This is a genomic window from Cerasibacillus sp. (assembly GCF_036516575.1).
Classification (GTDB): Bacteria; Bacillota; Bacilli; order Bacillales; family Amphibacillaceae; genus Cerasibacillus.
In genome coordinates this window covers 1-14,303 of the sequence record NZ_DATBTY010000016.1, presented here as the reverse complement: position 1 = coordinate 14,303, position 14,303 = coordinate 1, and the positions used below count along the sequence as shown (strand labels likewise).

The 14,303-nt window shown below is 37.0% G+C and carries 11 protein-coding genes and 1 other annotated feature; of the genes, 6 read left to right on the top strand and 5 right to left on the bottom strand.

The annotated features are described in order from the left end of the window. The first annotated feature begins 143 nt into the window (after positions 1 to 143). From ccpA to motS, 3 genes are all read left to right on the top strand, one after another. Complete coding sequence (gene ccpA, locus VIG73_RS02705) at positions 144 to 1,139, top strand: catabolite control protein A (protein WP_331639013.1); 996 nt, start codon at positions 144 to 146, stop codon at positions 1,137 to 1,139. A gap of 115 nt (positions 1,140 to 1,254) precedes the next feature. Then, complete coding sequence (motP, locus tag VIG73_RS02700; protein ID WP_331639012.1) at positions 1,255 to 2,079, top strand: flagellar motor protein MotP; 825 nt, start codon at positions 1,255 to 1,257, stop codon at positions 2,077 to 2,079. Then, positions 2,069 to 2,860, top strand: coding sequence for a flagellar motor protein MotS (motS, locus tag VIG73_RS02695; RefSeq protein WP_331639011.1), 792 nt, complete (start codon positions 2,069 to 2,071; stop codon positions 2,858 to 2,860). Before motP ends, motS begins: the two co-directional genes overlap by 11 nt. A 30-nt stretch (positions 2,861 to 2,890) precedes the next feature. Here the strand turns inward: motS and VIG73_RS02690 are convergent, their stop codons facing one another. From VIG73_RS02690 to VIG73_RS02675, 4 genes are all read right to left on the bottom strand, one after another. Next, complete coding sequence (locus tag VIG73_RS02690) at positions 2,891 to 4,066, bottom strand: acetoin utilization protein AcuC (protein ID WP_331639010.1); 1,176 nt, start codon at positions 4,064 to 4,066, stop codon at positions 2,891 to 2,893. Beyond that, on the bottom strand, positions 4,066 to 4,713 hold the full coding sequence (locus VIG73_RS02685) for a CBS and ACT domain-containing protein (protein WP_331639009.1): 648 nt from the start codon (positions 4,711 to 4,713) through the stop codon (positions 4,066 to 4,068). Before VIG73_RS02685 ends, VIG73_RS02690 begins: the two co-directional genes overlap by 1 nt. Positions 4,714 to 4,729: 16 nt before the next feature. Beyond that, positions 4,730 to 5,368, bottom strand: coding sequence for a GNAT family N-acetyltransferase (locus VIG73_RS02680; RefSeq protein ID WP_331639008.1), 639 nt, complete (start codon positions 5,366 to 5,368; stop codon positions 4,730 to 4,732). A 242-nt stretch (positions 5,369 to 5,610) separates the two neighbouring features. Further along, on the bottom strand, positions 5,611 to 8,586 hold the full coding sequence (locus tag VIG73_RS02675; protein ID WP_331639007.1) for a transglycosylase domain-containing protein: 2,976 nt from the start codon (positions 8,584 to 8,586) through the stop codon (positions 5,611 to 5,613). 128 nt (positions 8,587 to 8,714) lie between these two features. Next, positions 8,715 to 8,943, top strand: a binding site (T-box leader). Positions 8,944 to 9,000: 57 nt separating this feature from the next. On the opposite strand from VIG73_RS02675, the gene tyrS reads away from it, so the two are divergent. Further along, positions 9,001 to 10,272 (top strand): tyrosine--tRNA ligase, encoded by a 1,272-nt coding sequence (tyrS, locus tag VIG73_RS02670; RefSeq protein WP_331639038.1) that lies wholly within the window; start codon positions 9,001 to 9,003, stop codon positions 10,270 to 10,272. 177 nt (positions 10,273 to 10,449) lie between these two features. Next, complete coding sequence (gene nfsA, locus VIG73_RS02665; RefSeq protein ID WP_331639006.1) at positions 10,450 to 11,202, top strand: oxygen-insensitive NADPH nitroreductase; 753 nt, start codon at positions 10,450 to 10,452, stop codon at positions 11,200 to 11,202. A 507-nt stretch (positions 11,203 to 11,709) separates the two neighbouring features. On the opposite strand, the gene VIG73_RS02660 is transcribed toward nfsA, so the two are convergent. Continuing rightward, positions 11,710 to 12,477 carry a DUF3891 family protein gene (locus tag VIG73_RS02660; protein ID WP_331639005.1) on the bottom strand — a complete coding sequence of 256 codons (768 nt, stop codon included), beginning with the start codon at positions 12,475 to 12,477 and terminating at the stop codon, positions 11,710 to 11,712. Between the two features lie 304 nt (positions 12,478 to 12,781). Between VIG73_RS02660 and rlmD the strand changes: the two genes are divergently transcribed. Then, a complete protein-coding gene (rlmD, locus tag VIG73_RS02655; protein WP_331639004.1) occupies positions 12,782 to 14,167 on the top strand; it encodes a 23S rRNA (uracil(1939)-C(5))-methyltransferase RlmD in 1,386 nt (461 codons plus the stop codon). Positions 14,168 to 14,303: the final 136 nt, after the last annotated feature.

Here is a 14,303-nt window from a genome sequence, read left to right as displayed (position 1 = left end):
GAAAAAAACTTGTATAATTATTCAGGTTCTCTTTGAGTTTTTAATAGGCATATCGTATGATAAAAACAAAACATGTGAAATCGATGCATGGAGTTAATGAAAAAGTGGCATAGTTATTAATGAAATAAGATGGAGGAATTATGATGACAGTTACAATATATGATGTCGCAAGAGAAGCAAATGTATCAATGGCAACAGTATCACGGGTTGTTAATGGAAACCCTAACGTGAAACCATCTACAAGAAAAAAAGTACTTGAAACAATCGAGCGTTTAGGCTATCGCCCAAATGCTGTCGCACGCGGTCTAGCTAGTAAGAAAACAACAACAGTAGGGGCTATTATCCCTGATATTTCAAATATTTTCTTTTCAGAGTTAGCACGTGGAATTGAAGATATTGCAACGATGTATAAATATAACATCATCTTAAATAATTCAGACCAGAATAAAGAACGTGAATTACAGTTAATCGATACGATGTATGAGAAGCAAGTGGATGGTATTCTATTCATGAGTGATAATATTTCAGAGGAACACCTAGAACAATTTAAGGGTGAATCTGTTCCTGTTGTATTAGCTGCAACTTATGATGAAAAGAATCGAGTTCCATCCGTTAATATAGACTATGAAGAAGCAGGATATGAAGCAACAAAACATTTAATTGATCAAGGAAATGAACGGATTGCATTCATTTCTGGTGACGAGGAAGCTATTATTAATCAATTAAAATATAAAGGATATATTCGTGCATTGAAAGAATCTTTTCTTCCGATTAATGATGATTATATTATTAACAATCAGTCGACTCATGATGAAGCGGTTGCATCAATTCAGAAATTAATGGAACTTAATGACCGTCCAACAGCAGTATTTACGGCATCGGATGAATTAGCATTAGGTGTTATCCATGGAGCCCAAGATATGGGGTATAAAGTACCAGAAGATCTTGAAGTATTTGGTTTTAATAACACACGCTTAGCAACGATGGTTCGTCCAGCATTAACAACAGTTGACCAACCGACATATGACATTGGGGCTGTTGCAATGCGACTATTAACCAAATTAATGAATAAAGAAGAAGTTGAGGAATTAAATGTCATTTTACCGCATCGAATTGTAGAAAGGAACTCAACAAAATAAAATAGATGCCGATAATAAAGATATAAATACCTTTTTAGAGTCGTTGTATGTAGGACTTTGGTGTCATACTGACGATTTATCTCATTGATTACCAAGAAGGTTAGGGAGAGAGAGTATGAAAAAACGTGATTTATTAACTCCTATCGGTATTACACTAGGTTTTGTGATGCTAATTTTAGCCATTGCTACAAGAGGCGGGGAAAATGCCGCAACATTTGTAGATGTATCTTCTGTTTTTATCGTTATTGGAGGATTATTAGCTTCACTGTTAATTACCTTTAATAAAGAACAAATCAAGGTAACAGGAAAAGTAATTCGAGAAGCTTTCCAACAAAATGATCAGCGCTTGCCTGAACTTATCGACTTATTTGTTCGTTTGTCTGAACGTGCAAGAAGGGAAGGCATTCTTGCATTAGAAAATGAACTTGAAGATGTTGATGATCCTTTTATTCGTAAAGGTATACATCTAGCAGTTGATGGAATCGAGCCTGAAGTTATTAATGATATTATGAATGCTGAAATCACAGCCATGGAAGAAAGACAATACCGTGGTCGCCAAATTCTAGAAAAAAGTGCAGAATATGCTCCAGCTTGGGGTATGATTGGTACGTTAGTTGGTCTCGTTCTGATGTTAACGGCATTAGAAGATCCCGAGTCATTAGGACCAAGTATGGCTGTTGCTTTATTAACAACATTATATGGAACCGTACTGGCAAATCTCGTTTTTCTTCCAATGGCTAGTAAACTCGAAAGTAAAACAGACGAAGATATTTTCCTAAAGCAAATTATTATTGAGGGTGTTATTGGTGTTCAATCTGGACAGAATCCACGTATTTTAGAAGAAAAATTAAGTGCATTCTTATCAGACGATGAATTAAAACGGAGAGAATCCATGGATGTGGATACATCTGTAGTGGAGGAGACCGTCAATGAAGCCTAGAAAAAGAGATAGACGACAGAAAAATAAAGGCGCACCAAAATGGATGGTAACATATTCTGATATGATTACACTTATTCTTGTGTTTTTTATTCTTTTGTTTTCTATGTCACGAATTGATTCTATTAAGTTTGAAGCTGTATCTGAATCATTTCGTAACCGGGCAATTTTCGACTTTCTCCCATCTGCGGTTCCAGCAGATTATACTGTCGTTGGATCTGGTGAAACTACAAATGGAGTAGGAACATCTGATCAAGGTCTGCCTACAAAGATGGATAAAGAAGAAAAGAAGGAACTAGAGAAAGTAAAAGAAAAGCAGGACGCTCTTAATGCATTGGTCGAAGATGTCGAAGGATATCTTGATGCCAATGAGTTACATAATGTTATCACCGCCAATCGTACAGATCGCGGTGTTGTATTAGTATTACAAGAACAGGTTTTGTTTGAAACAGGTGAGGCAGAAATACTCGATTCAGGTAAACCGTTTCTAAATAAAGTAAGCTCAATGTTAAAAAGCATCCCAAATCACGTGAAAGTAGAAGGACATTCTGATAGTCGACCGATATCTACCTTCCGTTATCCATCGAATTGGGAACTTTCAGGGGCTCGAGCAAGTAGTGTTGTGCGCTATTTAATTGAAGAAAATGATTTCGATTCATCACGTTTTTCACTAGCTGGTTATGGGGATACACGCCCTGTTGTTCCTAATACATCTCCAGAAAATTGGAAAAAGAACCGTCGTGTTGAAATTGTCATTTTAGATGAAGATGTGCATGCTGAATAGAAAGTGTAAAGAAGGGATTGTCCCAATTCTTTAATGGGACAATCCCTTCTTTTTATATTTATCAATAAATGCTAATGCATGATGCAACATTTGCTTGTTTTTTTCAGTGATTTCGTCTTTTCGTGGAATAGTGGGGTGAGATGACACAGGATCATGCCAATGAGTTGGTAATGAATGAGATGCTTCCTTTTGCCATTTTAAGAGCCATTCTTCCGGTAAGGGACCGGTAAAAGCTTCACCATCAATCATGATTTTCCAGATTTGTGCCCAGGCCCGGGGGACAACCCGCCAAATATCATAACCGCCACCACCAAGTGCAATCCAGCGACCCTCACAATATTCATGTGCTAGCTGGTGTGCTAGTCTTGGAATCTCTTCATAAATCTTCATACTGGCACATAGATGGGTAAGTGGATCAAAGAAATGTGAATCCGCCCCATTCTGCGTGACAATCACATCTGGTTTAAAAAACTCAACGACCTCTCTGAATGCGCTTTCATAAGTTTCAAGATAAGAACCGTCTTGAGTGAAAGCATCCAAAGGAACATTAAAGCTGTAGCCATAGCCTGATTTTATGCCTCTTTCATTAACATAACCTGTACCAGGGAATAAATGACGACCCGTTTCATGAATTGATAATGTACACACGTTTGCATCATCATAAAAGGCCCATTGGACACCATCCCCATGATGTGCATCTGTATCAATGTATAACGTTCTTAAACCATAGTTCTTTTGTATATGTTTAATAGCTACTGCGGCATCATTGTAAACACAAAATCCTGATGCTTTTCGTTTAAATCCATGATGAAGACCGCCACTTAGATTCAATGCGTGTTCCGTCTTTTTCTCTAAAACAGTCTCCACTGCTTCAAGTGTTCCCCCAACAATTAAGGCAGCGGCATCATGCATTCCAAAGAATGCTGGTGTATCTTCTGTATCTAATCCAAAATCAATTTTTTGAGCGGAAGAGAGGCTCCCTTCACTTGCACGCTTAACAGCTTCGATGTATGTTGAATCATGAAAAAGAGCTAACTCTTCATCAGTTGCATAACGGGGAAGAATTATATGTGATTGATCTAATACATGCATCGATTCTAATAATTCCTTCGTTAATTGAACCCTAATCTGATTAAATGGATGTTCAGGATAAAAATGATAGTCTAACAGTTTTTCAGAATAGACAAAGCTGCATTTACAATTCATTATTCAGCCCCCACTAACGGCTTTGGCCAAATTATCTCATATCCTGCATGTGATAATTCTTCCACAATAGGTTGTGGGTGAATGGTTTGTGCACGGATTACAACAACCTTATGTTCATCGCCTTCTTGATTAGGATAAATAAGAAGTGAAATAATATTAATCTTTTTCTTGCCAAAAATTGAAAAGATATGAGCAAGTTCTCCAGGTTGATGGGGGACTTTCAATTCAATATGTGAGCTTTGTTTATGAGTCCCTGTCAATTGAATGAGTGTATGGAGCATATCTTTGTCACTTACAATACCGACAAGTTTACCTTCACTCACAACAGGTAAACAACCAAATGCCTCATCATAAAAAACTCTTGCAATATCTTCTACAAAATCTAGTGGGTGAATGGTGACGACGGGATGACTCATAATAGAACGAATCGGTTTCTTTAAAACATCTCGTTTAGCTTCTTTATCTAATACAGAAGGCGTTGCATCCCTAACATCGCGATCAGACACAATCCCTATTATATGATGCGCTTCATCAATAATTGGAATATGTCTAATCCGTTTCTTATTTAAAAGTTCCAATGCTTCCTGAATTGTTGCCGTAGGCGGGAGTGTATAAACATCTTTTTTCATTATTTTTTCTACAAGCATAAAAGCCACCTCCAATTTATTGTTGTCTTCGATGCTTACTTAAAAAACGCAATGTATTAAACGTTTCAATCGATGTTTCAGGTACATGGTCCCCAATCCGAACCATTAAACAATTAGCAGGGTGAGAAATAATTTCGGGATCATCCGTTGTAGAGGGTTTAAGTCCGCCGTGGGCCATCATCTTTTCCATTACCTTTCGATATTGCCAAACATTTAATTCTGTACCTCGTAAATCCCAATGCCAATAATATTCTGTTGAGATAATGATGTAGTTTTCCATAAACTTATCCATCATTGACACTTCGAGTAGACTGGATGCAATTTTAAATTGCCGGAAACGTTCTGTAACCTCTACAGCACCTAACACGAGTAAATCGGGCATTTCAAATGTAGACCATCTTTCTAATGGGTCTGGATGTAAGTATGTGACATACCCAATAATGGTATCCTCATGGCGAGCAATGATAATTCTTCCCTCTGGAAAATCAGCTATTTTTAATAGTGCTTCATATTGCTTTGGAGCAGGTCGAAAGGCTGTTAATCCTTCATCAAAATGGAACGCTTTTAATTTGTCCACAGGAACAGGACCTTCAATGATGACTTCACCATGAGATGTATCTTTAGTTATTGAATGGTAAGTTTTAATATGTTCCACTCAATCACCCCCTCAATAGACATTCATGTACGTTCATTATACAAGATTTACATTGTGATAAGTAAAGAAATTTGTGAATAACTTTTAAACTTCATGCATTTAAATATAATAGGACACCATAGTATATAAAAGCAACGATGACAATGGATAAATGTGTCGTGTATTCCCTGACCCATCATGATAAAAAAAGAGCGCCCAAAGGTCAAAAATGACTTATTGGGACAGCTCTTTTATTTCTTTTATTAATTCTCTTCTTTTTTTGGTTTGGATTGTTGTTTTTTATCCTTACGCTTTTGATTATCTTGCTTGTCTTGGTCATTTTCATCTTTGTCATCGTCTTCATCATCATTATCTTCTTGCTTTGGTGATGTTTTATCTTTTGAATCGGATTCTTTTTCTTTTGTTTCTTTCTTATCTTCCTTATGATCCATCCGTTCCTTATCATCTTGTTCTGTTTCGGTCGGTTTTCCGACAGCAGCAGGTTTAGACAGAGCAGATTCTCGACCGAAAAAATCAACTGCTTTTACTTTATAAAAAGCTGCATGTGATCCAACTGAATAAGATGTACTTGTCGTACTTCCAATAAGTTTATAAGATCCGTCGGCTTCATTAGAACGAAATACGCGATAACCAACCACATTACTACCTGATTTATTCCATGATAATTTACCAGTGGCGCCATTTAGACCAGTTGGCGCAGCCGGGGCATTGCCGGTATCTGATACAGATCCACCGTACTGCCCTTTAGGGAGTCCAATTTTTTCCCATAATTCCCGGTTCCCTTTTCGTGGGAATAAAAGTGATAAATCATGTAAATGATCATATTTCATCCGTTTTATCCATTCAGGGTTAAAAGAATAACCTTTGCCTTCAACAAACTCTTGAGGTGTATTCGCTCCAGCGGCTACTGCTTTTCCTCCAACAATAGCAAACGATCCACTTACTAAACTATCATCTACCTCTTTCGGGACATATTTGACATTAAATAGATCACTTCTCGTTAAGCCGGCTCTACTACATAACTCAGATGGTAACATCCCAGATATGGCACAAATACTACGATGAGTAATCCCTTCAGGTTGCTTCATCCGTTCCTGAGGCGCCATTAAATCTGGATTGACTTTCGTCGCTTCATTGACAAGTGCTGTCCAGAAACGAATATTTCGTTGACTATAACTATAACATCCTGGACAGTTATTCAATGACTTTCTCGACTTATATCCTAACCATGACCCCATAGTGACGTTTGGGTTTGTGCCGACGAACCAAGCGTCCATATAGTCATTTGTTGTTCCTGTCTTACCCGCCCAATCTACACCAGGACGGTGGAGTAATGACGGGATAGAAGCGGCTGTACCGGAACGAACAACATCACGCATCATATCATAAGTTAAATATGCTGTTTGTGGTGAGAACACATCGACCGGATCCACTTTATGTTCATAAATGACTTTGCCATCTTTTGTCGTGATTTTATCGATAATATATGATTCTTTGTATTTTCCTTGGTTACTAAATGTTGTAAAAGCACTCGTATTTTCCTCGACAGTTGCTCCATTAGTTAATCCACCAAGAACAATTGATTCGATGCTTTCGTCGGCTTTTGAAATTCTTGAAAATCCCATTTTCTTTAGATATTTATCAACTGGATTCGTTGGTAGAATCTTTTGATATACTTGAACAGCTGAAACGTTATATGAATGCGCTAATGCTTCACGAGCTGAAACAAGTCCATAATAAATATTACTGTAGTTTGATGGGTTATAACTTCCGCGTAAAGGTATATCCGCAACTGGTGTTCCAGGCTGAACTATCCCTTGCTCAATCGCAGGTGCATAGCCTAGGAGCGGTTTCATCGTACTACCATTTTGACGTGGAACTTCAGTTGCATAATTATATTCATCAATATCAAAACCACGTCCACCAACAAAAGCAAGAACCTTTCCAGTTTGATTTTCAATTAAAACGGCACCAGGTTGAACGGGGTCTACTCTATTTTCTGTTTTTCCAGTTTCACTATTTTTAACTTGAACAGTGATGTCTGGACCATAATGCGAATAATTTTTAGCGACTTCTTGGAACGCGTCATATATTTTCTTATCGATTGTTGAATGGATTTTATATCCTTTCATTTTGAGATCGCGTTCAGCTAATATTTCATACTTCTCTTTTAACTCGAGATTATCCTCTAATTCCTCTTCAGTATATCCGTCTTTTTCTGCAAGCATAAGCATTAAAATATTGGTCGCTTTTGTTTGTACTTCTTTAATGACGTATGGATAACGGTCAAGTGATGTATCTTTTTTCTTGATAAAATCTTTCTTTATATCGTATTTTAATGCCTTTTTATATTCTTTATCTGAAATGTATTCTAAATCGTGCATCCGCTTTAGAACGAGCTTCATCCGGTTAATACCAGGTTGTAGTCCTTTTTTATCCTTCACTTTACCACCTAAAGCATAGGGGGTGAACAGATAAGGATTTTGTGGAATCCCTGCTAAAAAAGCAGCTTGTGGAATATTTAATTCCTTAGCCGGTACACCGAAAACACCTTGTGCGGCCGTTTCAATTCCAGCAATATTACGTCCAGAAGAATTCCTTCCATAAGGGATAACATTTAAATAGGCTTCTAAAATCTGTTCCTTTTCAAAAAAGTTTTCCAAACGCATAGCAAGTAAAATTTCCTTTGCTTTACGATCAAATGAGACTTCATTCGTTAATAATTGATTTTTAATTAATTGTTGAGTAAGTGTACTTCCACCTGTTTTCGTATCCATGTTAAGTGCTTCTTGGGCAATCGCACGTACAATCGCTTTTGGTACAACCCCGTTATGCTCTTCAAAGTATTCATCCTCTGTTGCGATAACAGCGTTGATTAAGTTTTCTGATACATTCTTCAATTTAACTTCTTCACGGTGTAAGTCGGAGCGTACATCTCCCATATACACATCATTAGCAAAATATAATTTTGATGTTTCCTCATAATTGTAGATTGATTTTTTCATACTTTCATAGCTTCGAACAGGCTCATCTTTCACTAAAGCAGCAAAGTAGCCAGCCCCAACTCCAATGCCTAGGAAAACACCAATAAATCCAAGAATAAGGAAAAACAAAATAATATTCCAAATGACGTCATATGTTATGCGAAAAGAGCGTTCTATTTTCCCAGTACGCCACTTTGAATGTAGCTTCTCGCGGAGACGTTTATTTTTCTTCACATTAAAAACCTCCTAAAATTTCAAGTTTAATTATAGCATAAGGACGTTATTTGGTATATCCTTTATAGGGTTTTTGTTGCATTTTAATAAAGTATGTGTTAAATATGTTATATATCATTATTTATATGAAAAAGGCTGTGAAAGAACGAAGTAGCTTAGCAAATCCCTATTTAGAGAGCTGACGGTTGCTGCAAGTCAGTATATATTTGCAGGCGAATTACACTCTGGAGCTTCTTCTTTGTTCAATTATATTAATCGTTGAATGAATAAGACGGTGAAATCATCGTTAACAAACCTAAGTGGTAAAGTTTTTCCTTTACAACAAGGGTGGTACCGCGTATTTAACTCGTCCCTTTTTATAGTGGAGGAGTTTTTTTATTTTTATAAGACATTTTTATGGAGAGTGAATAGATGATGGATTTACTTCAAGACTTAGAAAACCGTGGTCTGATTAATCAAGTAACTGATCGCGAAGGATTAAAAAAACATTTAGAGGAAAACCAAGTCAAATTATACTGTGGTTTTGACCCGACAGCTGATAGCCTTCATATTGGTCATTTGTTACCAATTACGATGCTAAAACGATTTCAAAAAGCAGGTCATCGTCCGATTGCATTAATAGGTGGTGGAACAGGAATGATTGGGGACCCAAGTGGTCGTTCGACAGAGCGTTCCTTAAATGAAGCAGAAGTCGTTCATGGTTATGCCGAAAAGATCAAACAACAAATTGGCAGACTCGTCGATTTTGATCAAGGTGAAAACCCTGTCGTAGCCCGTAACAACCATGATTGGTTAGCCGATTTGACATTTATTGAAGTATTACGTGATGTTGGAAAGCATTTCACAGTCAATTATATGTTAGCGAAAGATGCGGTTGCTTCTCGAATTGAAGACGGTATATCTTATACCGAATTTAGTTACATGCTTTTACAATCATTAGATTATGTGAAGTTGTATGAAGAAGAGAATACAACACTGCAAATTGGTGGTAGTGATCAGTGGGGGAACATCACAGCTGGTATGGAATTAATCCGCCGTACACGGGAAGACAAAGATGAAGATATTCAGGTATTTGGGTTAACTGTTCCACTCATTACAAAAGCAGATGGCACGAAATTCGGTAAAACAGCTGGTGGAGCTATTTGGTTAGATCCTGAAAAAACAAGTCCATATGAATTTTATCAATTCTGGATTAACACTGATGACCGTGATGTCATTAAATTTATTCGTTATTTTACATTTATTCCTGAAGAAGAAGTCCTTGAATTAGAAAAAGAATTAGAACAACATCCAGAAAAACGTCTCCCACATCGACGTTTAGCAGAAGAAATCACAAAAATGGTTCACGGAGAAGATGCATTAAAACAAGCACAAAACATTACAGAAGCATTATTTAGCGGAAACATTAAACAATTATCAATCAGTGAAATTAAACAAGGATTTAAAGATGTACCGACATTTGAAATGGAGAAAGAAGAGATCGGATTAGTTGATTTACTCGTTAATGCTAAAATTTCACCTTCAAAACGACAAGCACGTGAAGATATTAAAAATGGTGCCATCTATATTAATGGTGAACGAGAACAAGAAGTAAATTATACCGTTACGGAGAATAACCGTATGGAAGATACGTTTACTGTTATCCGTCGGGGTAAGAAACGCTATTTCTTAATAAAATATATGTGAGCAAATGAGGCTGGGACAAAACCCAGCTAAATAGATAAAGGAGTTCAGTTAATATAACTGGACTCTTTTTTACTATTGTGGTGTTATGTTGTGAGAATAACCATACGAGTTGCATCTCTAGACAATCTATCGGTAAAATAAGAGAAGATAGATGTAATCAACTTAGGGGGAAGAGTCATGAATGAAACAATAGAGACAATATTGAATCACCGTTCGATTAGAAAATTTACCGACCAATCTTTGTCTGAAGAGCAAGTTGAGATAATCGTTCGTGCTGCTCAACAAGCCTCAACCTCGAGCTATATGATGGCGTATACGATTATTGGTGTGACCGATTCTGAGATAAAAAAACAATTAGCTGAAGTGTCTGGTCAGTTTTACGTCGAAAAAAATGCGCATCTCTTCGTTTTTTGTGCTGATTTAAGTCGGATTAAAGCAATTGAAGCGTCTGACGAAGAAGCTGCTAAAATGATTGAAGAAAATTTACAAAGTACAGAACAGTTTATTGTTGCAACGGTTGATGCTGCTCTTGCTGCGCAAAATGCGGCCATTGCTGCAGAATCGCTCGGATTAGGTATTTGTTATATCGGGAGTTTACGAAATGATATAAATCGTGTGAATGAGATTCTAGAATTACCCGAATATGTTTATCCATTATTCGGTATGGTAATCGGTTATCCTGCACATGAACCAGAGAAAAAGCCACGCTTTCCAATGGAACTCATTTATCATGAAAATACGTATAAAAGTCATGAAGAGGCAGATAAATATGTCAAAGACTTTGATGAAACATTAAAAACATATTATGCTAATCGGTCATTTAATACACGTCATGATACGTGGACAAAACAAATGCTACGTAAATATAAAGTACCACAACGTTTAGATGTTGGTCCCTTCATTAAAAAGAAACAGATGAATAGGCACTAATAATAGAAAACAGCGTTAACAAAATTTTGCTAACGCTGTTTTTTGTTGGAAAGTGTATTAACACTGATGATTTCATTCGGCATGTTAATCGCATTTATCTTCGCGGCGTCACTAAGACTTTCACAAACGTGGGAAGGCAGGCTAATGACGCGACGTCCTGTCGCAACGCCTGCATTAGCACGTCCTGTGCGTCAGAGTTAAGTGCCGCCAAGCTTCGAAATAAGTGCGACTAAAGGTTCGGGTGGAGTAAAAAAACCACCTGAACCAAGTCTACTTTATCATGTCCGACAGAAATAAAAAATAATCCCTCGTGTCCTTAGCCTGGCAATGAAGGATTATTTCCCAAACTTGCCCACCCCTCTTGATGGGGTTGGTCTGTTGGTTGGCCGAATCATGTTCTAGTATGGTTCGGTCCTTATTAATTTATGACCTTCTAATTATTGTATACCTTATTTCCTTTGAAAAAATAAATACGTGAAAAGTGAATGAACGACTTGAGATATTATTTTAAATGGACTGTATATTTATATCCGATGTTTTATTAGGTGTTTTTACATAAGTTTCAATGAGGCCGTTCTTAGCAATATCTGCTTTTATAACGACTTTGTAGCTGAGTGTCACTTGGATTGGTTGAGTAAATGGAAACCCCCTTAATGCGATGGTATGATTATTTTGCCATTCAACCTGGATATGCTTTTCAGATAAATCTTGAAAAGCAATTGGTGTCGGAATACCATCACGGAAAAAAGGGTGAATTTGTTCTTGTGTAGCTCCTGGTTCACTTAAACAAATAAATAAAGAAAGATTGTCCGCAAATTGTAACAAGCTATAGTGCAAAGTAAATAAATCTTTATTAAAATTTGGTAAACAATCAATGATACGCTGAAAACGTACATTCTCAGTTTTTAGATATTGTTTCACTTCGTCGACATCATGCTTTTTCACAAAACGCGTATAATGTTCACTACATAATAAAGCAGCATAGGGGTCTTTTCGTTCAACTTGATCGATGCCTTGCTTATATAGAACAAGTTTGGGAAGCAATGGAAAATCAATAAAAGAATAGGGAGCTTGCTTTTTGTCATTCCAGAAAGGCTGTCGATCAAATAGTTTCCATCCACAATCGTGTTGCTCAATGGCAAATAGAACTGAATCAGTATACGTCTGATTTAGAAAATAATGTGGTTTTAAATATCGCATGAACTCCGTCGACATGCGTGCATGTTCATGTTGCTCAATTAGGATAAATGTATGATCCGTTTCGCGAATAATCATGTATTTTCATCCTTTCTTTACTCAATAGAAGCATAGCATATTAAGCATAACAACGATAAAAGTATGCCTTTATTTTAGAATTTATATAAAAGAGAGTAAATGACGTGTGAAGGGAACAATTTTAGGAAAAGCCTGTTCATAATTTGTAGCACTAGCTCTTTACTTAATGTCGTAACAGATATGTCTATTAAACTTGCAAAAACTTATTCCATCAAGTAAAATATCTTTCGCTATAAAAATATATCTTTTTTTAATAGATACGACGTGTTAATATAAAAAACTATATCCGATAGGGAGGCAAGAGATGGCATACCGTTATAACGAAAATACATTTGTTGTCGAAATCGATCACTTAGATGATAGAGGAGCAGGACGAGCATATGTCCCTCGTGAAAATAAAAAAGGAAAGATAAAAAGACAAAGGGTTACCATTCCATATACGCTGCCAGGTGAAAAAGTTAAATCGACGCTTGTCCCACCATATCGCAAGAAAAGAGCGCGAGTTGACGAGATTATTGAATCGCATCCAGAACGGATTGTTGCTCGTTGTCCACATTTTGAGCATTGTGGTGGATGTTCATGGCAACATTTAACATATGATGCTCAACTTGAACAGAAAACAAATCAAGTGAAACGTTTCTTAGAAGAACAAGGCTTTAATCCGTCGCTCGTTCAAGGAACAATGCGTGCGAATAATCCGTGGCATTATCGAAATAAAATGGAATTTACTTTCGGCCCAGACGGTTCTCTTGGATTACATGAAAAGGAAAATTTTCGGAATATCATCTCTATAGAAACGTGCTTAATCGCTCGTGATGATATGGTTGAAGCAACGATGGAAGTAGCTGATTGGGCGAAGGAACATCAATTACCAGGTTATCATAAAGAAACACATGAAGGACTATTACGTCATTTAATGGTGCGTCATTCTGAAGCAACTGGCGAAATGATGCTCGCTTTATTTGCCACAGAATCACCTGAAAACATTCCAGCATCTTCTGATTTAGTCAAACGTATCGAAAAAAAGTTCCCACAAGTGAAAAGTTTAATGTGGCTTGAAAATAGTGATATAGCAGACAGAGCACAAGCAGAAAAATCACATGTCTTATTAGGTCGGGATTTTATTTTTGATGAATTAGCGGGCTATCGTTATCGTTTATGGTTCGATACATTTTTCCAGACAAACCCTGTACAAGCGGAAAAGTTGGTTGAACTCGCTATCGAAATGGGAAAACCTGAAAAATCCGAGTATATGATAGATTTATTCTGTGGTGTCGGAACGTTTTCATTACCATTTGCGAGCCGAGTACGTGAACTTGTTGGAATTGAAATAGTCGAGACATCAATTGAATCAGCTAAACGAAATGCGAAAGATAACGAAATTATGAATACGCATTTCCTAGCGAAAGATGCCCGACATGGATTGACTGAAGTGATTGACACATTTGGTAGTCCGGATTTGCTATTATTAGATCCACCACGTTCAGGAGCAGGCGGAAAAGTCATGCGCCGTATCGCACGCTCAAAACCTAGTCGGATTGTTTATGTCTCTTGTAACCCACAAACATTTGCAATGGATATTAAAGAACTTGTTCCATTTGGCTATAAATTAGAAAAAGTACAACCGGTTGATTTATTTCCACAAACATATCATGTGGAGCTGGTGGCGTTGCTGACTAGGGAATTGTAGATCAATAATAAACTCTTGGCAACCATAATAAACTCTTGCTAACTTCACCACCAATTCTGTAAGAATAAACATTTGCTTTTTCAATACAAAATCCTATTATTTCTCGGGTTTTCCTCATCATGAGCCCGAGTTTTTT